Here is a 22,252-nt window from a genome sequence, read left to right as displayed (position 1 = left end):
TTTTAAGATGCAAAAATAGTGATTTTTTAAAGAAAATTCATATTTATTTGGTCTTAACTTTCTCTTTTATAATCTCAATAACATCTACATTTCTCACTTTTGATATTATCCATCCGTGGATGTCGATATACATCAGTGTTCTTTTGTCGTATCGGTTTTTTTCGGATTCTTTCAATTGTTTTTCGAATTCTTTGAAAGCAGACATTTGTTCTGTCGAATTTTTATCACTGATTTGCTTGAAAAAGTTCACAATATTGAAATGTAAATCTGATGGGTTTTTCATCTTTTTAGCAAACTTCAGCGTGTTTTTTACAAAGTCATCGTAATCATCATCAAAACCGGCTTCGAATTTTGCCATCAAAATCAAAATCCTCGTGTGGAAAAGCAAATCCTCCTGAATATTTCCTTTTGAATTAATGATTTTCAAGCCATATTTTATCGTATTCTGATAGTTTTTACTTCCAAAATACATCGATGCAATTTTTAGATAAAGGATTAATAAATGATGTTCATCAACTTTATCACGAAATTTTTCCATTTTCAATTCCAGTTCAGGAATCAGTTTTGTGCCTTTGAAAAAATCTCCTTTGATGAAATAGAGATTCATTAAAGTATTATAATAATTAAGGAAAATCAAGGATTGTGAATTCTCGTTGTGAACAAAAATCTCAGATTTTACCACATTATTGAATTTCTCAAAACTCTTTTCAATTCCTCTGATACTACCATAAATAAACAAAATCTTGAACAGATAAGTATTTCCTTTGATGTACCAAACGGGATGACTTTTTATCATTTCCGGATTCTGATGAAACAATTCTACCCATTGATAAGCGTATTTCAAAGTGTATTTATAATCCTGCAAAAGCTGATTTTTCCAGACGTGTGCTTTGTAATACCAGAGTTTCTCCGTGAAATTCAGTTTTTTAAGGTCGATTTTTGTGACTTTCTTATCAAAGAAATCAATGATTTTTTCTCGGTCTTCATCGTTTTTGATGTAGCCGTGCGTCAGCATTTCGCTGTATAATTTCAAGGACAGATTAGAAAGTCTGGTTGCATATCTGTTTTGCTGGCTTATTTCGCTGGATTGTCGGATAAGTTCGTCTGCTCGTCCATCGATACTTCGAGTAATGAATTGAGATTCAATTACTTTTTCAAGTTCGATAATTTCCGAAGCAATTGTTTTTTCATCCAATTCCAGAGCCGATTGTTTGGCTTTATCCAAGATTTTCAAAGCTTGTTTATGTAACCCTTTTTGATAAAGAATATTAGCAAAATCAAGCTGTTCACGAAGTTGCATTCTATTATTCTGATGACTTGGATTGAGTCTCAGACTTACTAAAATCTGCTTGTAAAGATGCGCTTTCAGATTCGAAAGTTGTTGTTTCGAGGATATTTTTTTCTCAAGAATAATTTCCTCATTGTATTCTTTCATTTTGTCCAATTCAGAAAAAAGCAGAAGAAATTTTGCATCGACATTAATCCCGAGACGATTAACATATAGCTTAAATTGTCTCTTTTCCGAGGTCGAAAGTGACTTAATAAGGACAAATAAAAAATCTTTCTGTAATTCTGACATTGTAAAAATTAAATATTTAAATATCTGATAATTAATTTTTTATAAATTATTTTAAGCAAATCGAATATTGTATTTTTTGAAGCATCTCCATTATAAACAATAAATCAAATTCTACTTTTGAACATCAAAATTAGATAAAAACTCTATTATGAATCCTGAAAAAATTGAAATTTTTGATACGACACTAAGAGATGGGGAACAAGTCCCGGGATGTAAACTGAATACGGAACAAAAATTAGTTATCGCAGAGAAACTCGATTTTTTAGGTGTTGATATTATAGAAGCAGGTTTTCCGATTTCCAGTCCCGGCGATTTCCAGTCGGTTCAGGAGATTTCGAAAATCGTAAAAAATGCCAAAGTTTGCGGATTGACAAGAGCGAATAAAAAAGATATAGAAGTTGCAGCGGAAGCTTTAAAATATGCAAAAAGACCAAGAATCCATACAGGAATCGGGACTTCGGATTCTCATATTAAATTCAAATTTAATTCTACAAGAGAAGAGGTTTTGGAACGCGCTGTTGAAGCAGTAAAATATGCGAGAAATTTTGTAGATGATGTTGAATTTTATGCGGAAGATGCAGGAAGAACCGATAACGATTTCCTGGCGAAAGTCTGTGAAGAAGTCATAAAAGCCGGGGCAACTGTTCTCAATATTCCCGACACAACGGGTTATTGTCTGCCGGAAGAATATGGAGGAAAAATAAAATACCTGAGAGATAATGTAAAAGATATCGACAAAGCGATTTTGTCCTGCCATTGTCACAACGATTTGGGAATGGCAACGGCAAACTCAATTTCCGGAATTATCAACGGCGCTAGACAAATCGAATGTACAATCAACGGACTTGGTGAACGTGCCGGAAATACGGCTTTGGAAGAAGTGGTGATGATTATCAAACAACATCCTGACCTTAATTTCTTCACTGATATCAATTCCAAAATGCTGAACGAAATGAGTTATCTCGTTTCAGACTTGATGGGAATGCCGGTTCAGCCAAACAAGGCAATTGTTGGTGCGAATGCTTTTGCGCATAGTTCAGGAATTCATCAGGATGGCGTCATCAAAAACAGAGAAACTTACGAGATTATCGACCCAAGAGAAGTCGGAATCAATGAATCTTCAATTGTGCTTACGGCGAGAAGTGGACGTTCTGCTTTGGCTTATCGATTCAAAAATATTGGTTTTGATGTGACAAAAGTAGAATTAGACTTTTTATATCAGGAGTTTTTGAAAATTGCGGATACTAAGAAAGAAGTTAATAATGATGATTTAAGCTATATGATTAAATCATTTAATCAAAAAATTGGATAGAAATAAAATGAGCCAAAGCAAAACATTATTTGATAAAGTCTGGGATGCGCACGTTGTAGAAACCGTTCCGGATGGACCTCAGGTGATTTATATAGACAAACATTTGATTCACGAAGTAACTAGTCCGCAGGCTTTTGCAGAATTGGAAGCGAGAGGTTTAGAAATTTTTCGCCCAAATCAGATTGTTGCTACAGCAGACCACAACGTTCCAACTTTGGGACAAGAATTGCCTATCAAAGACGAATTGTCTAGAACACAAGTTCAGCAATTGACAGAAAATTGCAAAAAAAACAACATCGAATTATACGGACTTGGACATCAATATCAAGGGATTGTTCACATCATTGCACCAGAATTGGGAATCACACAACCGGGAATGAGCATTGTCTGTGGTGATAGTCACACTTCTACACACGGTGCTTTTGGTGCGATTGCATTTGGGATTGGAACAAGTCAGGTTGCGCAGGTTTTTGCGAGCCAATGTTTGCTGATGAACAAGCCAAAATCTATGCGGGTTTCCGTGAATGGAAAACTGAATAAAGATGTTCAGGCAAAAGATGTGATTCTTTACATTATTTCAAAAATCGGGACTGATGCAGGAACCGGATATTTCTGTGAATATGCAGGAAATGTCTTCGAGGAAATGTCGATGGAAGGGCGAATGACAGTCTGCAATATGAGTATTGAAATGGGAGCGAGAGGTGGAATGATTGCACCGGACGAAACTACTTTCAATTATGTTAAAGATAAAGAATTTGCACCAAAAACAGAAGAATGGAATGAGAAATTAGAATATTGGAAAACTTTGAAATCCGATTCTGATGCTGTTTTTGATAAAGAATTCGAATTCTCAGCAGAAGATATCAGGCCGATGATTACTTACGGAACCAATCCAGGAATGGGAATTTCCATCGATTCTAAAATTCCAACTGCTCAAAACGAATCAGAAGAAAAAGCCCTGAAATATATGGGATTGAATGCTGGACAATCAACTTCGGACATTAAAGTGAATTATGTTTTTATCGGAAGCTGTACCAATGCAAGAATTGAGGATTTCCGTTCTGCCGCAGATTATGTGAAAGGAAAACATAAAGCTGAAAATATTGTCGCGTGGCTGGTTCCGGGTTCGCAACAAGTAGCAAAACAAATTTATGACGAAGGATTGGATAAAGTATTTAATGATGCCGGTTTCCAAATCCGTCAGCCGGGATGTTCCGCTTGTCTGGCAATGAATGAAGATAAAATCCCAGAAGGTGAATATTGCGTTTCCACTTCCAACAGAAACTTCGAAGGTCGACAAGGACAAGGTGCAAGAACACTTTTGGCAAGTCCATTAACTGCTGCGAAAGTAGCTGTGGAAGGTAGAATCCCTGTTTTGGAATATTAATATTTTGATTTAGAAAGATGCAAAAATTAGTTTTAATCAATTCTCAGGCTGTTCCATTGCCGAGTGAAAATATAGATACAGACCAGATAATTCCGGCGCGTTTCCTGAAAAGTATCAGCAAAGAAGGTTTCGGTGAAAATCTTTTCAGAGACTGGCGATATAATGTTCATACTAATGAACCGAATGCTGATTTCGTTTTAAATAATTCTAAATATTCCGGCGAAATCTTGGTTGCAGGAAATAATTTTGGATGTGGAAGTAGTCGTGAACACGCTGCTTGGGCATTGACAGATTATGGTTTCAAAGTCGTTGTTTCAAGTTATTTTGCAGATATTTTCAAAGGAAATGCACTCAACAATGGACTGCTTCCTGTGAAAGTTTCGGAAGAATATCTTGAAGATTTAATAGAAACAATTACTCAAAATCCATCAACTCAAATTACTGTCGATGTAGAAAAACAAACTATCTCTTTCAATGGGAAAACAGAAAATTTTGAGTTGGATTCCTATAAAAAAATATGCCTGATGAACGGCTATGACGATATTGATTTTTTAACCAGTAAAAAAGACGCTATAAAGTTATTTGAACAAAAAACACAAAAAGTTTATGAGCAAGAATTATAAAATTGCAGTTTTGCCGGGTGATGGCATCGGTCCTGAAGTTACTAATGAAAGTGTAAAAATATTGAAAGTAATCGGGGAGGTTTTTCAATATAATTTCGAATTTGATTATGGTGTGATGGGAGCGGAAGCTATTTATCAGACAGGAAATCCTCTGCCTGATGAAACTTTGGAATTATGCAAAAATTCTGATGCGGTTTTGTTTGGTGCAATCGGCGACCCGGCTTTTGATAATAATCCAGATGCGAAAGTTCGTCCTGAACAAGGTTTGTTGAAACTGAGAAAAGAATTGGGATTGTTTGCGAACATCAGACCAATCAAAACTTACGATTCATTGCTTAAAAAAAGTCCGCTAAAAAGAGAAATCCTCGAAGGAACTGATATCCAAATCTATCGTGAGTTGATTAGCGGGATTTATTTCGGGGAAAAATTTACAGATGAAGATGGCGAATATGCTTATGATGTTTGCAAATATTCCAAAGATGAAATTGTGAAGATTGCACATTTGGCGTTTCAAGATGCGCAAAAAAGAAATAAAAAACTGACCTTAATCGACAAAGCCAACGTTCTAGACACATCCAGACTTTGGAGAAAAATCGTGAAAGAGATTGCTTCGGAATATCCTGATGTTACTTTGGATTTTATGTTTGTTGATAATGCCGCTATGCAGATGATTCTTAACCCAAAGCAATTCGATGTGATTTTGACAGAAAATATGTTCGGCGATATTATTTCGGATGAAGCTAGTGTAATCGGCGGTTCCATAGGTTTGTTGCCTTCTGCTTCGATTGGTGAAAATAACGGACTTTTTGAACCAATCCACGGTTCTTATCCTCAAGCCAAAGGAAAAGGAATCGCAAACCCAATTGCTTCAATTTTGAGCGCGGCAATGTTGTTGGATTATTTAAATTTAAATCAAGCAGCAGAAAAATTGCGTCAAAGTGTAGAACACGCTATCGAAAGCAAATTTGTAACAGTAGATTTGAATGCTGAACAAAATTACTCGACATCAGAAGTTGGAGATTTCATTGCAGATTATATTCATTTCTCAGAGAAATCTTATTATAATTACGAAAATATACAATTGGGTAAATCCACAATTGTTTGATGATGAAATAAAATCAAAGAAAAGAGCCGAAAAATTCGGCTCTTTTGAAAAGTGTAAAGTTATATCAGGATGTGATTGGTTTTAATCTTTTCTACCTTGTGAATCCATCTCGTCAGACATTCCTTTTTCCGGTCTGTAGGCTTCGCTTCTGTTATCTGTGAAATACAAGTCGTTTTTAGCTTTAGCTATGATTCTTGCTCTTGTAGATTTTGAGATTGGATATTCTTTGTGAGTGTCTGGGTATTTTTCTGCAAGATATCCTCTTGTTTTTTCTTCCACATCTATTGCGCCATTGTCGTCAAGTATTGCTTTTGCGGCATTGGCATCTTCTTCTGTTTCAGTGTAAACCGTGATGGTGTTGCTGTTGATACTTGCGTATTGGTAACGGTCAGTTTCTACTTCATTTCGATCAAAAAGCCAATCGAAAAAGCTTTGCTCTTTTTTAGGTTCAATCTTTTCAAGTGCTTCAACTTCAGAATTGGTTAATGAATATTCATACAGACCTGCTTCTTCCAATTTGGTGATGACGTTCCTGCTTTCTGCTTCGTTGGGGAAAATCCCGATGATTGTGTAAGGCATAATAATATTTTTTGGTGTTAAACATATTTGTCTTCAATCAAACAAAAATTGTGGCAGAAAAGTAAATCAGTCGCATTTTAACAAATTTTTAATAATTATAAATTTATATGATTCAGCAATTGACAGTATAAAAAAGCCTTCCAGACAAATTAGAAGGCTCAGTTAACCCTAGAAATCATTATGTGGAAATGATTCGTTTTTAATTTAACTAATTTTAAAACCCAATCCGTCGGGTACATCTGCAATCCAATTTTCGTGAAGATGATGTCTCCTGTTGTTGGTGAAAAAAAGGTTGTTTCTTGCCTTGGAGATGATTTTTGCATTTTTACTTTCAGAAATCACATATTCCCGAGGAGAGACGGAGTAATTTTCAGTCATATAATCCTGAGTTTTTTCTTCAACATTCACTGCGCCATTATTGTCTAGGATATCTTTCACGATGTGGGCATCCTGTTCCGTTTTCAGATGAACGGTTATCGTGTTCTGATCTATACTTGCGTATTCGAAACGGGCTCTGTCCAGATGGTCTTCATCAAATAACCAATTCCAAAACCCATTTTTCTTCTCAATGTCTACATTTTGAGAAATTTCCTCGTCCGAATGAGAAATATTGTAGTCATTGTAACCTGCGTTTTCCAATTTTAAAAGGACCTTGTCAACTTCCAGCTGAGTGGGGAAAAGCCCTACAACAATATATGACATAGCTGTAAATTTTTGGTGAAACGAAATTTTAAAGAACACAGAGAAATCAAGATTGCTTATCTTCTGATTTCGATATTAAATATACATTAATTTTATTAAACAATTTCATTTTCATTGAAATTATTGTGAAATGAGAACTAAACAACTGTTTCTCTTCCTGTACTTTATTGTTTAGTTAATAAAAAATCCTTTCAAAATTTTGAAAGGATATGATAATGTTTTTCTTTGAAAACTTATTTTTCCGTGTTATCTGTTTTTCCGTCTTTGTTGATTTTAGAACCTTTGTCGATATCTTGTTTATCAATATCTGGCGGATTCTTTTTGTCAGATGCGGCAGGAATATTTTTGAAATCTTCATTCTGCTTTTTATTCTCAGCAGAATTGTTGTTTTCGGTTTTTTTATTAGGATTCATAACGGTAAATTTTATAATTCGGTGGAAGGAAACGTATTTGTTTTGTCTTCTATCGAATAATGCAAGGCTTTTGCCAAAACAAAAATTTCGTTAAGATTTTCTTTCAGTTGTTTTTTACTTTGTTCTTTTAGTTGATTTTGATTCACGCTTTTTGCCATATTTTTCTTGGCAGATTCCATAATGCTGTTGATGTCGCTTTGCTTGAATCTATTAACCGCATAATCATCCATAAAATGGATTTTCACATCCGGAAAAATCTCGATTTCTGGTTGAGGTAATTCGTTGATGATTACTTTTTTCTTAATGGTATCAACATCAATTTTCATTCTTTTTAAATCGTAAGAAACCTGAGCTTTTGCAGTCGTGTAAAGAACCATTTCTCTTGGCAGAATATCAAATCCTGCTACTGTCGCCGCTGAACTTTTATGCGTTTGAAAACTGGAAAAATCCTGTTCTAAGACCACCATTTTGTTCATTTTCTGGATTTGGTTCGTAATCAGATAATAATCTTGATTAACCAGAGCCGCATCGTCTTTTTTGTTGCAGCTTCTCCACGATAGGAAAATAAAAACCGTGAGAATAATTCCGAAAATAAAAGAAAGTAAACCTGTATATTTAATCATTGATTTAGAATTTATCAGCAGTGTTTAAACTTGCTAAAAGACAATTCGACAAGCTCAGTTACATCTTTAATAATAAAAATTATTGTCAGTCTGAGGCTCTCGAAAACTTTTTAAACTATTTAAACAAACCTGAATTATTATCTTTTTTCAGAATATTAAGCAAATCTCTTTCCAAATATCCTGTTTCCGGCATTTCTGTAATTCTCCCGATTTCTTTACCATATTTTTTGACAATAATTGTCGGAACACGAGTAATGTTGTAAAGTCCTTCTTCTCCGGATGGCGATTCTTTTTTTCGATTGACTGCGATGATTTGCATTTTGCCGATATTGTATTTCAACGCGTCCAAAATTTTTATCAATCTCGGAAATTCTCTGTGGCTGTCTTCGCACCAGCTTCCTACAAAGACAACCAGACTGTAAGAATTAAGTTTTTCTTTTTTTAATTCTGCCAAACTCGATTGGTCAATTTGATAACGATTGTACTCCTCATCAAACCAAGTTTTGAAAGGTTCTTTTCGGAATTGGTCAAGCGTCTGAGTTCCAAGCAGCATTTTACCGTCATTTTTGGATTCTACTTCTCGGTTGACAATCACTCTTTCTGCACAAGAATTAATCGTCGTTAATGCAATTATTCCTAATAAAATCGAAATTTTTTTCATCTTGAGTTTTTTTATTTTAATAAGGAAGCGATGTCCGCTGCAGAATAATATTTGTTCTTCAGAACCTTGTTGTCTGCAACCCTGTGAACATTGTATTTGTTGCCGGATTTTTCGTAATAAGCATCGGTTCCTTTAGCTTTGTAGAATTCTACCGTTTCCTGCGCCTGAACTTCGTTATCACAAGCTTTGGACATGTTAGAACGCTGAACTTCATTGAATAATTCCACGAATTTCTCTCCCAAACCGAATTCCAAAACTGCACCGCTCAAAACATACTGCAAATCGCAAAGTGCATCTGCCACTTCCACAAGGTCATTATCTTCAATTGCTTTTTTCAATTCATCCAATTCCTCTTGTAAAAGGCTGACTCTCAAAGCTGCACGTTCTTTTGAAGGAATTTGAGGTGTGTCAAGAATTGGAGCGTTGAAGGTTTTGTGAAATTCGGCTACCTGATTCAGGCTATCTAATTTTTCCATTATTTTTCTAAAATTTTAACAAATATAAAAAATGCCGTCCAAGGAGACAGCATTTATAAAACTTTAATATTTTAATTTTTGATTCTAATCGCAAATATCCCTTCCGATTACCAATCTCTGGATTTCAGAAGTTCCTTCGCCAATCGTACACAATTTAGAATCTCTGTAGAATTTTTCAACTGGGAAATCTTTCGTGTAACCGTAACCACCGAAGATTTGAACTGCATTGTTTGAAATTCTTACACAAGCTTCAGAAGCGTATAATTTTGCCATTGCACCTTCGCGCGTCATTTTTTGCTTAGCATTTTTCAGGTCAGATGCTCTTCTGATTAACAATTCTGAAGCATCAATTTCTGTTGCCATATCAGCCAGCATAAAGTTAACCGCCTGGAAACTTGAAATCGATTTTCCGAACTGATGTCTTTCCTGTGCATATTTAAGAGCGGCTTTGTAAGCACCTCTCGCAATTCCTAAACTCAATGCAGCGATAGAAATACGACCGCCATCTAGGATTTTCATTGCCTGTTTGAAACCGCTTCCAACTTCTCCCAGTCTGTGAGAATCCGGAACACGAATATTATCGAAAATCAATTCAGCGGTTTCAGAAGCGCGCATTCCTAATTTATTTTCCTTTTTCCCTGAGGTGAAACCAGCCATTCCTTTTTCCAAGACAAACGCTGTGGAATTATTTTTTGCGCCTTTTTCTCCCGTTCTTGTCATTACAACTGCAATATCTCCGGAAATAGCGTGTGTGATAAAGTTTTTTGCACCGTTGATAATCCAATCGTCGCCGTCTTTTACAGCTGTTGTGGACATTCCGCCAGAGTCAGAACCTGTGTTGTGTTCAGTCAATCCCCAAGCGCCGATAACTTTTCCGGATGCTAATTGAGGCAACCATTTTCTTCTCTGCTCTTCATTCCCGAATTCATAAATGTGATTCGTACAAAGTGAATTATGGGCAGCAACAGATAATCCAATCGATGGGTCAACCTGAGAAATCTCGTCCAAAATGGTCACATATTCCTGATAACCAAGACCGGAACCGCCATATTCCTCAGGAATTACAATTCCCATAAAACCTAACTCTCCCAATTGATGAAACAATTCTACAGGAAAAGTCTGGCTCTCGTCCCAATCCATAATGTTTGGGCGAATATTTTTTTCAGCGAAATCTTTGGCCGTTTCGGCTATCATTTTTAAGTTATCCATTGTGTCGGAATTCATATTTTTATCTTTGCTGCCAAATATAGAAAAATTAGGCTAAGGACAATTTTTTTTTAAAATTTGTTTTTTCTTCTGCAAGAATCAAGGTTTTCATTATTTTAGCATAGAAATTTTCATCAATGAATCCAAAACTGAAAACCCTGTTTTTCTTTCTCATCGGAGCGTTTGCCGGAATATTGACAATGTATCTGATTTCGAATTATAAAATTGAGAAGAGAAATGAAATCCCGACGGAAGCTGGAAGTCAGAAGCCTGATGTTGTTCAATCTGAGACTAAATTCGATACCGAAAAACCTTCTGAAGGAAGTTCAATAGAAGAGTTGACGAATGAAACAAAAGTTATTTCTTATGTCAAGTCAAATCATAAATTGCCGGATTATTATATTACAAAATCCGAAGCCAAAAGTAAAGGCTGGAATCCTTCCAAGGGAAATCTTTGTGATGTTTTGGCTGGAGTAGCAATTGGCGGAGATAAATTCAGCAATCGTGAAAAACAATTGCCAAAAGGCGAACAATATTACGAAGCGGATGTGAATTATAATTGCGGAAACCGAGGCGCAGACCGAATTGTCTTTACTAAAAACGGCGATGTGTGGCTCACGAAAAATCATTATAAATCGTTTGAGAAACAATAATTTAGAAAAATGAAAGAAATATATATAGATTTCGTCAACATTGGCGATTACGAAGATTTTTATGAACAACTGAAATCGAAATTAGAATTACCGGAACATTTTGGAGATAATCTGGATGCATTGTTTGATGTGATTTCAGGAGGATTAGAAATGCCACTTCATCTGGAATTTGTGAATATGAGCGTTGACCAATTGGAATTATTTGAGGACCTTCTGACAACTTTGGAAGACGCGGAAGATGAGGTAGAGGATTTTACATTTACTTATTATCTGGAACAATACGAAGATGAAGAATAATATCAGAAAAGTAACTCAAGAGGATTTGGTTCAGCTTTCACAATTGTTTGATGAATACAGAATGTTCTATCACAAAACATCTGATTTATCCGGCGCTCAACAATTTTTATCTGAAAGATTGGAGAAAAACGATTCTGAGATTTTTGTTGCAGAAGATGAAGGAAAGTTGGTTGGATTCACACAATTGTATCCGATTTTTTCATCAACAAGAATGAAACGTTATTGGTTATTGAATGACCTTTACGTTAATTCAAATTTCCGTGGAAAAGGGTTTTCTAAAGCTTTAATAGAAAGTGCGAAAGAGCTTTGCAGAACTTCCAATTCCTGTGGAATGTATCTGGAAACTGGAAAAGAAAATATGATTGGGAATCAATTGTATCCAAGCGCAGGCTTCAAAAAATATGATGAGGTCAATTTTTATGAGTGGGAAGTGGAGTTATAATTAACAATTAATAATTAACAATTAAAAATGACCGATTTCAAAAAATATATACAGCGCTATCTGGATTTGGTTCCTTCTGAGCAATGGATTGAAGAATTGAAAATTGCTTCGGATGAAACTTTACAAATCTATGAATCACTATCCGAGGAACAAGGCAATTACGCTTATGCAGAAGGAAAATGGAGTTTGAAAACATTGTTGCAACATCTTATCGATACAGAAAAAGTCTTTGCTTACCGAGCTTTGAGATTTTCCAGAAAAGACCAATCTTTGGTTTCCGGATTTGATGAAGAAGCTTGGGCAGATCATTCTTATGCGGATAGCCGAACTTTGAAAAGTTTGATTAAAGAATTTAAATTGACCAGAAAATTATCCGTCAAGTTCTTTAGAAATCTTCCAGAAGAAGCGCTTCAATTGATTGGAATTGTAAATGGAAATGACATCAAAGTGGAAACCATTGGAAAATTAACCGTTGGTCATAATATTCATCATTTGAATATTATTAAGGAAAGGTATTTGCCGAATCTTTGAGTTTGAGAGTGTTAGTGTTAAGGAGTTACTCGCAAATTCTCCGACACTCAAACTTTCCAACCTATTTCTTCCCCATCAAATACTTCCTCCCAGGAATAAAAAGCAACAAAGCTCCAATCACAAAAAGACAAAGTCGGGAAAGAAAATCGCCACTTTTGGTGTAGAATGTTTCTTTGTCAATCAATTTGACTTTTGCGGTTAAAGCACCTTTTGCACCGTAAGGTAATTCATCTACAATATCGCCTCGGGAATTGATGTGGGCGCTGGTTCCGCTGTTTGCTGCTCTTGCAATTTCGCGTCTGGTTTCTATCGCACGAAGTTTTGCATAGACCAACAATTGCTTATGACCTTGAGAATATCCCCACCACGAGTCGTTGGTCACAATTGTTAAAAGATTAGCACCTTTTTTCACATAACCGGTCACAAATTCTCCATATATACTTTCGTAGCAAATGATGGGTGCAATCACAGATTGGTTGTAAGGATTAGCGAAGACTTTTCTTTCGTTGGAAATTCCAAGAGAACGAGTTGTACCACCTAAATCCAGCATTACATCTCCTAAAATTGGTTTAAAGAAATTGATATATGGAAAAATCTCAACACCAGGAACCAGCATTGCTTTATGGTAAACTTCTGGTTGTTGATTCGGAATAATTTGTATTGCCGAATTATATTCATCCACCCAAATACCTTGTCTGTCAAGATAACTCGCTGTTGATGGTTTTTTTTCGTCTTCTTTATAAACATAATAACTGGAAATCCCGCCAGAGAAAATAGATTTCGGATGTTGAGAAAGAAAAGTTTTGATATTATTAATCAACAAACTGTTGTTAAATCCTCTTTCACTAATAGAACCTGGACCAGGAAGTGATGTTTCAGGAGAAAGATATAAATCGATTTTTGATTTTTTATCGTTCTGTAAAACCGAATTTTCTGTGGCTAATTTCAATAAATCACTTTCAATCGTCAAACTGTCTTTTTGATATTTTTCAGTATAAGGGTCTAATGCTGGTTGAAGCATTGTGACGTTGATTGAACCAACAGTTTCTGGCGTATAATTATAATATTTAACCAAAGAAATAACCATCGGTAAAATAATACAACCGGCTGTCATCAATACATTTTTGATTAATGATTTTCTGATTCTGCCTGCTTCCCAAATTCTTATCGTATAAAATGCCAGAACATTACAAATCAGAATCCAGAAACTTCCGCCAGTTGCACCCAAAGTGTCGTACCATTGAATAAATTGATGATATTCAGCGAAAACATTTCCGAGATTCAGCCAAGGCCAGGTGAATTCCCAAACAAGATGAAGCTTTTCAAAAGCCATCCAAATAGCTACAAAAAATACCAAACCGAAATACGTTCCTTGACTTTTTTTATAGATGTGATAAAACACAAAAACCAAAGCCATAAAAAATGAATTGGTCAATACTGGAAACAGAACAGCTAAAAGAGATTTGCTGCCATCAGGTAATTGCGAGTTGTAAAGCCAACCCGTCGTAACCCAATTCCAAATCAAAAATGTGAGATAAGAATAACAAAAAACCGCTAATTTTTTCTTTTTGATATTGCTGAATTTTGCAATGTTGTGTTCCATCATCAGAAGCGGAACCCAAGCAAAAAATATAAAAAACGGAATCCCATAAGTCGGCCAAGAAATGGCTAACAAAACTCCGGAAATTAAAGCCAGTAAAAGGTTTTTCATTGTATTACTTTAGCATTTAGTTTGTCATTCCGTAGGAATCTCTGTGGTTTAGATTCCTACGAAATAACAAATATTATGTTGTATTTTAAGAGAACATCTTCTTCCTCAAGAAATAAAATACTGCTCCTAAAGCACCAATAATTCCCAAAGGTAAAAGAAGATTAAACCATTGCCAATCAGATTTTTCAACATCAATTCTTTGTCTGTCGAGTAGTCGGACTTCGATGGTTCTGTCGCGCAGTTCCATCATATTGCTGTCGTCCAGAAGATAATCCAAAGCATTTCTCAGAAATTGTGCATTGCCATAATGTTCTTTGGTTAGCAAATCTTCGCCCAAAGGAAGCGGTTCGCCTTTCCACATTTGGTTTCTGGCGATATCGCCATCGGCAATTACGAGCATTTTGTTTTCCGGACTTTGAGCTTTAAATCCTGGGTAAGAATTCTTCTCACTTCTTGTCGCATAAGCGGATTTGAATTTCCCTTCCAATGCTACCGCGAAAATCTTCGGTGGAGTAGGACGTTCCATTTCGCCGATGCTGTCCGTTCTTACAATTTCAGAAAGTGCAACATAATTCGGAACGGTTTTGCTGGTTGTTCTTTCGCTGGATTCAAAGAGAACTCTGGTTTTGATATTTGGTCTTCCCAATGTATCAATCGAAGTTGGAAATTCAAATTTTACAGGATTGATATTTTTGGTAATAGGATTTTTGGTTTCAGCAATTCCTAAAGGGAAATAAGGCCAAAGAAAACTGCTGTATTGTGGATTACCTGCAACTTCTCCCGAAACAATTCTTACCAACGCTGATTTTTTCATATCCTTGGTCAAAGCCGGATTAATTCTTAGTCCATAATTGAACATAAAATCAGTCAGATTCAGGTCCAGTGGATATGCCATTATCTTCTTGGCTTGTAAAAGCGTATCCATTTCGGCATTGACTGCATCAATCATCCAAAGTGTTTTTCCGCCATTCATAATGTATTGGTCTAGAATCACTTTTTCGTTATCGGTAAAAGCTTTTCTTGGTTTCGCAATGACTAGAGCGTCCATTTGTTTCAGTTTTGGAACATCCGCCAAAGACAATTCGGTTTTGTTTTCAGGGATGATGGGCCCAATGTTGTAATTTTCCATTGCCAAATCCAAAAACCCACGGAACTCATCCGGACCCAATTCCTGTTGATTGACTAAGAAGCCAATGTTCTTCGCTGTTTCTTCCGTCATTCCTTTGATAGTGGAAGCAAAAGTATATTCCAGGTTTTCTATCGATTTGTTCAATTGAGTCGCCGCATCAATTCCGGATTGCTGAACAATCAATGGCACCGAAGTTCCGTAGCCATTATATTTGATGGCAGCGTATGGAAACATCACGATTTCGGAGATTTTTCCATCCTTCATATCCGGAAGTATTGAAGGTTGCATTCCCATTCCTTTCAAAGTGTCCTGCGGGATTTTCTCTGCAATCGGGTCACGGAATTTGTAATCGATTTTCGAATTGATTTTCCGGAACTCGTCCAGCATAAATTTGGTTTCATTCGAAAGTTGCTTAAAAGAAGCCGGAAAATCGCCTTCCAGATAAACCTCAATCGTCATCGGTTTCTTCACATTTTCCAAAACTTTGATAGTCGATTCCGAAAGTGTGTAGCGTTTTTCCGCTGTCAAATCGAAACGTTTATAAATGATGCCGCTCATCCCGATAATCAGAAGAACAACTATTATAATGAGTGTAATTTTATTTTTTTTATTCATTTTTCTATTAGAATGAATTTTTATAATTTAAATTTTTAGTGCAGCTTAATCCGCCTTCCGCTCCCAATCTTTTCACTCCACTACGTTGCGTAAAAAGGATTTCCGCTCAAGTCGGGCTGCTGCAATTCAACGTTCCAATTAGAAGTCTTCATCTTTTTTCTTGAATCTTTTCCTTATTTCTTTTTCCAGACAAACCAACTCGCCAATCCCAATCCTAAAAATATCACGAAAAGGAAATAACAGACATCCCTGGTGTCAATTTGACCTCTTGTAAAAGCCAAAAAGTGTTGATAAAATCCGATATTTTGCAAAATATAATCTGCGCCACCCATTAATTTGTAACTCGCCAATTGCTCAATCCCGAAATAGAGAATGAAACAAAGGAAAACACCCAAGAGATAAGCCATAATTTGGTTTGATGACAACGAAGATGCTAAAATTCCGACTGCGGAAAAAGCGGCAATCAAAATCGTCAAACCGATATAACTTCCGAAAGTCATACTTCCATCGATATTACCTTCCGGAACGCCTAAAACATAAACCGTATAATAATAAACTAAGCTTGGCAGCAAGCATAAAATGCCAACCAGCCAAACGGAAAGAAATTTCCCGCCAACGATTTCGGTAATTTTCACCGGCTGAGAAAACAGCCAAAATAAGGTTCCGGATTGTTCTTCCTCAGCCAAAGTTCTCATACTGATGGCTGGAATGATAAACATAAAAAGCCAAGGTGAAAGCACAAAGAAACTTTGCAAGGTTGCACTTCCAATCTCGAAAATATTAAAATTGTTCTCGAAGAAGAACAGGAATAATGCGGAAATAATACTGAAAGCAGCCATGATGATCCACGCGCTCCAGTTTCCGAAAAAATTCCAAAGTTCTTTTTTGAATATTGCTATCATAATTTAGTTGTCGGTTGATGGTTTGTAGTTGATAGTTTTTATTTTTTCTTGTTTTTGTTCACCAGTTTTACAATCGAAGTTATCATAATAATGATTCCGAAAAATCCAAGTAATAACTGCCACCAATATTGTATAACGGAATATTTGAGAATTACTGTAAAAACAACTGCGAATAAAATAAAGGTTGCAATCTCGTTGAACTGTCGAAGCTTGATATTCGGAATTTGAAGAGTGTTTCCGTTGAGGTTTTTCAGCTCTTTAACTCTCTTCCAACACCAGAAATGATAAATCCCGAGCCCGACTAGAAATGTCAATTTCAGATGAAACCAAGGTGTTTTCATTAATCCAGAATTCAGATAAATCATCGTCAATCCGCTTAGCAACATCAGAATTCCAGCAGGAACAGTGATGATATTCCAGAGTCTGACGGCCATAAAACTATATTGATTGCGGAGAATCTGTTGTTTTACCTCATCAAACTCATCGGTATCTTTATAATAGACAAACAACCTCACGAGATAGAAAATCCCGGCAAAATAGCTTACCATAAAAATAATGTGAATAGCCTTTATAATTGTATAAAGCATTGAAGCAATATTTTTTGCAAAGATACTTTTTATTGGTTGAAGTGAAAACAAAGAATTGCGATGATTGTTTTTGATAAATTGATATTGTAATTGTGTTTTTTAAATTGATGTTTTAATTAAAATGTTTATTTTAGTGCGAAATAAATAAAATTTAGTATGAAGAAAAAATTACAATTGCTTATGTTCTTACTTCTCGGTATCATGGGCTTTGCTCAAACATTGAGACCCGTTGCCAAAGAGGTGAATGATTTTCATTCTAAAAAAGTAGCTTTTCAAGCGGTCAGCCTTTTTAGTTTGGATAATAGTGGGAAACAGATCGCTTACCAGCAGGCTGCCAGAGATGCAAGAGTTTTGAGGATGGACAAAAATAAACTGTCAAATATCTTATCAAAAAGACCAGAAGCAATGGAATTCACTTTTCCTTTTGAGGATAGAGAATTGGTTGTGGAAATGGTAAAAGTTGATATTTATTCTCCAGATTTCAGAGTAGAAACCAATAAAAAGAAAGTCACGGATTATAGAAAAGGAGTGTTCTATAGAGGGATTATCAAAGGAGACAATAAATCGGTGGTTGCCTTTAGCTTCTTTGATAATGATGTAATAGGTGTGGCTTCTGCGCCTAATATTGGAAATGTAACATTAGGAAAAGCGGTGAGCTCAGAGGATTTTGTGGTTTATAATGATCAAAAACTGACGGGAGCCAATCCTTTCATTTGTTCAGCAGATGAATTGATGGAGAATGAAAAGCAAAAAGTTAAATTCGATCCAAAAGCTTCTAAAGCTCCACAGATGACCAATTCTTGTGTAAGAGTTTACTATGAGATTTGTAATCAGCCTTTTCAGCAAAGTGGATCAAATGTTACCAATACCGTTAACTGGATATCAGCAGTTCATAATAACATTAATACCTTGTATGTAAATGATGGCGTGAAAATGTCTCTTAAAACAGTCTACGTTTGGGAAACTGCTGATCCTTACACAGGTACCTATAGCCAGAATCTAGCAGCTTTCAGAACTAACAGACCAACTTTTGATGGAGATCTGGCTCATTTGGTCAATTATCCTTCTACAACAAGTGTAGCTTATCTTAATTCTCTATGCGGTACTTATAGATATGCCTATTCTGGAATTAATATGACCTATAATAATGTTCCAACTTATTCTTGGACCATTATGGCAATGACACACGAAATGGGGCACGCTTTAGGTTCTCCACATACCCATGCATGTGCTTGGAATGGAGATTCTACGCCAATAGATGGTTGTGGAGCACTTGCTGGCTATCCAGAAACTGGCTGTGATGCAATAGGACCAATCCCTAGTCAAGGGGGAACGATTATGAGCTACTGTCATTTGAATTCGGTAGGGATTAATATGTCATTAGGTTTCGGGGAACAACCAGGTGCGTTGATCAGGCAAACTGTAGATTCTAAAGCATGTTTAGGTACAGATTGTATCAATGTTTGTACGATTACCGTTACTTCCTTGGGAGTTAGTAATATTACGAAGACAACTGTTATTGCAACTATTTCTGATGCAACATCTTCCCAATGGAAATATAGAGTCATGAAAATGGACGGTACGGTCGTGAAATCTGGAATTACAACTGTGAAAACCCTGACAATCGACGGTCTTTCTCCCAATACTTTCTACAAAGTAGAGGTGGGGACAGATTGTTCTGGCGCTTACCAAAGAAGTCAAATGATTTTGACGGATGATGATTGGTGCGGCAAAATAATCACAGATTCGGGTGGAGAGAATGCAAATTATACAGATAATGAAAGCTGGACAAAAACATTCTATCCAGACAGTCCTGGTCAAAAAGTTAAGATTACTTTCCAGGAATTTGATTTGGAATCAGGTTATGATTACCTGACAGTAAGAAATGGTCTCCCAACTTCGCCAGCTTTTACTGGGGCTAGTAACATGAGTGGAACAACCATCAGAGGTCCATTTGAATCTACTCATGCAACAGGAGCCATTACGATTACCTTCACTTCAGATGCTGGTGTTACAGCAAAAGGTTTCAAAGCGCAACTCAGCTGTGCAACACTTGGTGTAGAAGATGTTAAGAATTCTAAAGTATCTCTATTACCTAATCCGGTCAAAAATCTATTTACACTTTCCGGAATTTCTAAAATAACTTCAGTTAAAGTGTTCGATACTTCAGGAAAACAGATTAAGGATTTCGGTTCAGATTCCATTTCTAAAAATAGTTACGATGTTTCTAAACTGAAAACAGGTAGCTATGTTGTAATGGTTAAAACAGATACGGAAACAATCAGCAAGAAAATAATTAAAGAATAGGATTATTGTATTAATAGAAAAAATAGCCAAAATCCACTTTTGGCTATTTTTTTTATTATAATATGAGCGAATCTTTGATATTAATTGGGTTAAATGTCGCTTTTTTCATCCTTAATTGAGAAAAAAAACTTATTTTGGTAGGAAAATTATAATAAACATGAAGATAAAACTACAACTTTTTTTCTTTTTGATTGTTGGTTTCATGGGTTTTGGACAAGGTTTAAAACCAATTGCAAAAGAAATCAATGATTATCATTCTAAAAAATCTGTTTTTCAAAAGCTGAGGCTTTTTAGTTTGGATGAAAGTAACAAGCAGATTACTTATCAACAGTCAGCGCGGGATTTGAGGGTTCTTAGGCTGGATAAAAATAAGCTTTCGGGTCTTTTGTCGGAAAGACCTGAGACGATCGAGTTTACTTTTCCTTTTGAAGATAGAGAGTTAGTTTTGGAAATGGTAAAGGTGGATATTTACTCTCCGGAATTTAGAGTTGAAACCAATAAAAAGAAAATCAACGACTATAAGAAAGGTGTTTTCTATCGAGGGATTATCAAAGGTGATAATAGTTCGGTTGTTGCATTCAGTTTTTTTGATAATGATGTTGTTGGTATTGCATCTGCTCTTAATATTGGTAATGTGACATTGGGTAAAGCAAAGAACTCAGAAGATTTTGTGGTGTACAATGATCAAAAGTTGACAGGCACTAATCCTTTCATTTGTGGCGTAGATGAACTGATGGATAATGAAAAACAGAAAATAAACTTTGATCCAAAGACGTCGAAAGCACCAGAAGTAACCAATAACTGTGTGCGAATCTATTATGAAATTTGTAATGCTCCATTTCTGCAAAATGGTTCTGATATTACAAATACTATAAATTGGATATCAGCGGTACACAATAACATCAATACTTTGTATGCGAACGATGGTATTAAAATATCCCTTAAAAAGGTTTATATCTGGGAAACTGCAGATCCATATACTGGAACTTATGATGATAACTTATGGAATTTCAGTATTAATAGAAAATTTTTTGATGGTGACCTTGCTCATTTGGTCAATTATCCTTCTACAACGAGTGTAGCATTCCTTAATTCTTTGTGTGGAAGTTACAATTATGCATATTCAGGAATCAATATTACTTATAATGATATTCCGACATATTCTTGGACAATTGATGCAATGACTCATGAGATGGGACATTCATTAGGTTCGCCCCATACACACAATTGCGCATGGAACGGAAATGGTTCTCCAATAGACTGGTGTGGTCCTACTGCCAGACCTGCTATTATAGTCAGCGAAGGATTATCGTGCACGTCCGATGTACTTCCCACAAATGGCGGGACTATTATGAGCTACTGTCACTTGATGCCAGATATAGGTAAAAATTTTGCAAATGGATTTGGTGATCAGCCTGCTGCATTAATGAGGGAGGTGGTTGATTCAAAATCTTGCCTAATAGCGGATTGTTCCAATGCTTGTACTTCTAGTTCTACTATATTTTCTATAGATAATGTTTTGAAAAATTCTGTATCTATAACTGTTAATACAGCTTTGGCCGATGATGTGAAGCAATGGAGCTACAGGGTCCTTTCATCTGAAGGTAATATTCTTCAATCTGGCAATGCAACAGAAAATTCTTTTGCGATCACAGGACTTTTACCTGGGACTTTTTATAAGATAGAAATTGGTACGAGCTGCTCAGGTAATTATCAGCTATCACAATGGATTTTGACGGATGATATCTGGTGTGGCAAAACAATAACGGATGCCGGAGGTGCGAATGCCAATTATTTTGATAATGAAGTTTGGACCAAAACATTTTATCCGGACCAGGATGGACAAAAAATCAAAATCACTATCCAGGAATTTGATCTTCAGCAGAGTAAAGATTTTCTTAGTGTGAAAAATGGACCAAGTGCTGATTCTCCTGTTTTTCCTGGAGGTAACAACATGACTGGTTCTTTTATAAGAGGTCCTTTTGAATCTACTCATTCCTCCGGTGCTATAACATTGGTCTTCAAAACCGATGGTTCCATAAATAGATCTGGTTTCAAGGCTTTATTGAGTTGTACAACACTTGGTGTAAATGATGTTAATAATGTTAAAGATGTTACATTGTTACCAAATCCCGTGAAAAACCAATTTGCTATTAATAATGTTGGAAAAATTGTTTCGGTTAAAGTTTTCGATAATTCCGGGAAAATAATCAAAGACTTTGATATGACATCAATTTCTAAGAATATATTCGATGTTTCTAAATTGAAAATTGGCAACTACGTTGTTGTTATCAAAACAGCCAAAGAAACGATAAGTAAGAAAATCATTAAAGAATAATATTGTTGAATTAATAAAAAATAGTCAAAATGTATGTTTTGACTATTTTTTTTTGAAAAATTTTAATCAAAATA

Annotated in this window: 22 protein-coding genes; 10 read left to right on the top strand and 12 right to left on the bottom strand. The window is 35.7% G+C overall.

Going from position 1 to position 22,252, the window contains the following annotated elements; all coding sequences use genetic code 11:
- Positions 1–43: 43 nt before the first annotated feature.
- A complete protein-coding gene (locus RTX21_RS07545) occupies positions 44–1,579 on the bottom strand; it encodes a hypothetical protein (protein WP_312766565.1) in 1,536 nt (511 codons plus the stop codon).
- A 148-nt stretch (positions 1,580–1,727) separates the two neighbouring features.
- On the opposite strand from RTX21_RS07545, the gene RTX21_RS07540 reads away from it, so the two are divergent.
- Genes RTX21_RS07540 through leuB form a run of 4 tightly spaced genes read left to right on the top strand, consistent with a single transcriptional unit; the run spans position 1,728 to position 6,006 of the window.
- Positions 1,728–2,891 (top strand): 2-isopropylmalate synthase, encoded by a 1,164-nt coding sequence (locus tag RTX21_RS07540; protein WP_312766563.1) that lies wholly within the window; start codon positions 1,728–1,730, stop codon positions 2,889–2,891.
- Positions 2,892–2,898: 7 nt separating this feature from the next.
- Complete coding sequence (gene leuC, locus RTX21_RS07535; protein ID WP_312766562.1) at positions 2,899–4,278, top strand: 3-isopropylmalate dehydratase large subunit; 1,380 nt, start codon at positions 2,899–2,901, stop codon at positions 4,276–4,278.
- A gap of 17 nt (positions 4,279–4,295) precedes the next feature.
- Entirely contained in the window at positions 4,296–4,901 is a 606-nt protein-coding gene (gene leuD / locus RTX21_RS07530) for a 3-isopropylmalate dehydratase small subunit (protein ID WP_312766560.1), read from the top strand.
- Positions 4,885–6,006 (top strand): 3-isopropylmalate dehydrogenase, encoded by a 1,122-nt coding sequence (gene leuB, locus RTX21_RS07525; protein ID WP_312766559.1) that lies wholly within the window; start codon positions 4,885–4,887, stop codon positions 6,004–6,006. Before leuD ends, leuB begins: the two co-directional genes overlap by 17 nt.
- A gap of 81 nt (positions 6,007–6,087) precedes the next feature.
- Here leuB and RTX21_RS07520 read toward each other — a convergent pair whose 3' ends face one another.
- The 7 genes from RTX21_RS07520 to RTX21_RS07490 all read right to left on the bottom strand — a co-directional run bounded on the left by RTX21_RS07520 (position 6,088) and on the right by RTX21_RS07490 (position 10,684).
- Complete coding sequence (locus RTX21_RS07520; protein ID WP_312766557.1) at positions 6,088–6,585, bottom strand: hypothetical protein; 498 nt, start codon at positions 6,583–6,585, stop codon at positions 6,088–6,090.
- 204 nt (positions 6,586–6,789) lie between these two features.
- A complete protein-coding gene (locus tag RTX21_RS07515) occupies positions 6,790–7,287 on the bottom strand; it encodes a hypothetical protein (RefSeq protein ID WP_312766555.1) in 498 nt (165 codons plus the stop codon).
- Between the two features lie 233 nt (positions 7,288–7,520).
- Positions 7,521–7,700 carry a hypothetical protein gene (locus RTX21_RS07510; protein ID WP_312766553.1) on the bottom strand — a complete coding sequence of 60 codons (180 nt, stop codon included), beginning with the start codon at positions 7,698–7,700 and terminating at the stop codon, positions 7,521–7,523.
- Positions 7,701–7,711: 11 nt separating this feature from the next.
- Positions 7,712–8,323, bottom strand: coding sequence for a DUF4230 domain-containing protein (locus RTX21_RS07505; RefSeq protein WP_312766550.1), 612 nt, complete (start codon positions 8,321–8,323; stop codon positions 7,712–7,714).
- Positions 8,324–8,438: 115 nt separating this feature from the next.
- Positions 8,439–8,984: a thioredoxin family protein gene (locus RTX21_RS07500; protein WP_312766547.1), complete on the bottom strand. Its 546-nt coding sequence runs from the start codon at positions 8,982–8,984 to the stop codon at positions 8,439–8,441.
- An 11-nt stretch (positions 8,985–8,995) separates the two neighbouring features.
- Complete coding sequence (locus RTX21_RS07495; RefSeq protein WP_312766546.1) at positions 8,996–9,460, bottom strand: nucleoside triphosphate pyrophosphohydrolase family protein; 465 nt, start codon at positions 9,458–9,460, stop codon at positions 8,996–8,998.
- Between the two features lie 84 nt (positions 9,461–9,544).
- Complete coding sequence (locus tag RTX21_RS07490) at positions 9,545–10,684, bottom strand: acyl-CoA dehydrogenase family protein (RefSeq protein ID WP_312766544.1); 1,140 nt, start codon at positions 10,682–10,684, stop codon at positions 9,545–9,547.
- A gap of 119 nt (positions 10,685–10,803) precedes the next feature.
- On the opposite strand from RTX21_RS07490, the gene RTX21_RS07485 reads away from it, so the two are divergent.
- The 4 genes from RTX21_RS07485 to RTX21_RS07470 are packed head-to-tail and all read left to right on the top strand — an operon-like array spanning position 10,804 to position 12,589.
- A complete protein-coding gene (locus RTX21_RS07485; protein ID WP_312766541.1) occupies positions 10,804–11,319 on the top strand; it encodes a ribonuclease domain-containing protein in 516 nt (171 codons plus the stop codon).
- Positions 11,320–11,328: 9 nt separating this feature from the next.
- On the top strand, positions 11,329–11,616 hold the full coding sequence (locus RTX21_RS07480) for a barstar family protein (RefSeq protein ID WP_312766539.1): 288 nt from the start codon (positions 11,329–11,331) through the stop codon (positions 11,614–11,616).
- Positions 11,606–12,058, top strand: coding sequence for a GNAT family N-acetyltransferase (locus tag RTX21_RS07475; RefSeq protein ID WP_312766536.1), 453 nt, complete (start codon positions 11,606–11,608; stop codon positions 12,056–12,058). The genes RTX21_RS07480 and RTX21_RS07475 overlap by 11 nt, the downstream gene beginning before the upstream one ends.
- Before the next feature lie 27 nt (positions 12,059–12,085).
- Entirely contained in the window at positions 12,086–12,589 is a 504-nt protein-coding gene (locus tag RTX21_RS07470; protein ID WP_312766533.1) for a DinB family protein, read from the top strand.
- Positions 12,590–12,650: 61 nt separating this feature from the next.
- Here the strand turns inward: RTX21_RS07470 and lnt are convergent, their stop codons facing one another.
- The 4 genes from lnt to RTX21_RS07450 all read right to left on the bottom strand — a co-directional run bounded on the left by lnt (position 12,651) and on the right by RTX21_RS07450 (position 17,533).
- A complete protein-coding gene (lnt, locus tag RTX21_RS07465) occupies positions 12,651–14,300 on the bottom strand; it encodes an apolipoprotein N-acyltransferase (protein WP_312766531.1) in 1,650 nt (549 codons plus the stop codon).
- Between the two features lie 85 nt (positions 14,301–14,385).
- Complete coding sequence (gene gldG / locus RTX21_RS07460) at positions 14,386–16,044, bottom strand: gliding motility-associated ABC transporter substrate-binding protein GldG (protein ID WP_312766528.1); 1,659 nt, start codon at positions 16,042–16,044, stop codon at positions 14,386–14,388.
- A gap of 173 nt (positions 16,045–16,217) precedes the next feature.
- Complete coding sequence (locus RTX21_RS07455; protein WP_312766525.1) at positions 16,218–16,946, bottom strand: ABC transporter permease subunit; 729 nt, start codon at positions 16,944–16,946, stop codon at positions 16,218–16,220.
- A gap of 38 nt (positions 16,947–16,984) precedes the next feature.
- On the bottom strand, positions 16,985–17,533 hold the full coding sequence (locus tag RTX21_RS07450) for a CopD family protein (RefSeq protein WP_312766523.1): 549 nt from the start codon (positions 17,531–17,533) through the stop codon (positions 16,985–16,987).
- A 156-nt stretch (positions 17,534–17,689) separates the two neighbouring features.
- On the opposite strand from RTX21_RS07450, the gene RTX21_RS07445 reads away from it, so the two are divergent.
- Together RTX21_RS07445 and RTX21_RS07440 are read left to right on the top strand one after the other, a co-directional pair.
- Entirely contained in the window at positions 17,690–19,840 is a 2,151-nt protein-coding gene (locus RTX21_RS07445) for a M12 family metallo-peptidase (protein WP_312766521.1), read from the top strand.
- Positions 19,841–19,997: 157 nt separating this feature from the next.
- A complete protein-coding gene (locus RTX21_RS07440; RefSeq protein WP_312766519.1) occupies positions 19,998–22,178 on the top strand; it encodes a M12 family metallo-peptidase in 2,181 nt (726 codons plus the stop codon).
- Positions 22,179–22,252 lie beyond the last annotated feature (74 nt).

The sequence above is a fragment of the Epilithonimonas sp. genome, from assembly GCF_032054305.1.
Taxonomy (GTDB): Bacteria; Bacteroidota; Bacteroidia; order Flavobacteriales; family Weeksellaceae; genus Epilithonimonas.
The sequence above is the reverse complement of the archived record's forward strand: the minus strand, read 5'-3'. Positions and strand labels throughout refer to the sequence as shown.

Coding starts and splice junctions, on each gene's coding strand:
- RTX21_RS07545 (WP_312766565.1), bottom strand. CDS start 1,579: ATGTCAGAATTACAGAAAGATTTTTTATTTGTCCTTATTAAGTCACTT.
- RTX21_RS07440 (WP_312766519.1), top strand. CDS start 19,998: ATGAAGATAAAACTACAACTTTTTTTCTTTTTGATTGTTGGTTTCATG.
- RTX21_RS07470 (WP_312766533.1), top strand. CDS start 12,086: ATGACCGATTTCAAAAAATATATACAGCGCTATCTGGATTTGGTTCCT.
- RTX21_RS07480 (WP_312766539.1), top strand. CDS start 11,329: ATGAAAGAAATATATATAGATTTCGTCAACATTGGCGATTACGAAGAT.
- RTX21_RS07540 (WP_312766563.1), top strand. CDS start 1,728: ATGAATCCTGAAAAAATTGAAATTTTTGATACGACACTAAGAGATGGG.
- lnt (WP_312766531.1), bottom strand. CDS start 14,300: ATGAAAAACCTTTTACTGGCTTTAATTTCCGGAGTTTTGTTAGCCATT.
- RTX21_RS07520 (WP_312766557.1), bottom strand. CDS start 6,585: ATGCCTTACACAATCATCGGGATTTTCCCCAACGAAGCAGAAAGCAGG.
- RTX21_RS07510 (WP_312766553.1), bottom strand. CDS start 7,700: ATGAATCCTAATAAAAAAACCGAAAACAACAATTCTGCTGAGAATAAA.
- RTX21_RS07455 (WP_312766525.1), bottom strand. CDS start 16,946: ATGATAGCAATATTCAAAAAAGAACTTTGGAATTTTTTCGGAAACTGG.
- RTX21_RS07515 (WP_312766555.1), bottom strand. CDS start 7,287: ATGTCATATATTGTTGTAGGGCTTTTCCCCACTCAGCTGGAAGTTGAC.
- leuB (WP_312766559.1), top strand. CDS start 4,885: ATGAGCAAGAATTATAAAATTGCAGTTTTGCCGGGTGATGGCATCGGT.
- RTX21_RS07490 (WP_312766544.1), bottom strand. CDS start 10,684: ATGAATTCCGACACAATGGATAACTTAAAAATGATAGCCGAAACGGCC.
- leuC (WP_312766562.1), top strand. CDS start 2,899: ATGAGCCAAAGCAAAACATTATTTGATAAAGTCTGGGATGCGCACGTT.
- leuD (WP_312766560.1), top strand. CDS start 4,296: ATGCAAAAATTAGTTTTAATCAATTCTCAGGCTGTTCCATTGCCGAGT.
- RTX21_RS07500 (WP_312766547.1), bottom strand. CDS start 8,984: ATGAAAAAAATTTCGATTTTATTAGGAATAATTGCATTAACGACGATT.
- RTX21_RS07485 (WP_312766541.1), top strand. CDS start 10,804: ATGAATCCAAAACTGAAAACCCTGTTTTTCTTTCTCATCGGAGCGTTT.
- RTX21_RS07445 (WP_312766521.1), top strand. CDS start 17,690: ATGAAGAAAAAATTACAATTGCTTATGTTCTTACTTCTCGGTATCATG.
- RTX21_RS07475 (WP_312766536.1), top strand. CDS start 11,606: ATGAAGAATAATATCAGAAAAGTAACTCAAGAGGATTTGGTTCAGCTT.
- RTX21_RS07505 (WP_312766550.1), bottom strand. CDS start 8,323: ATGATTAAATATACAGGTTTACTTTCTTTTATTTTCGGAATTATTCTC.
- RTX21_RS07450 (WP_312766523.1), bottom strand. CDS start 17,533: ATGCTTTATACAATTATAAAGGCTATTCACATTATTTTTATGGTAAGC.
- gldG (WP_312766528.1), bottom strand. CDS start 16,044: ATGAATAAAAAAAATAAAATTACACTCATTATAATAGTTGTTCTTCTG.
- RTX21_RS07495 (WP_312766546.1), bottom strand. CDS start 9,460: ATGGAAAAATTAGATAGCCTGAATCAGGTAGCCGAATTTCACAAAACC.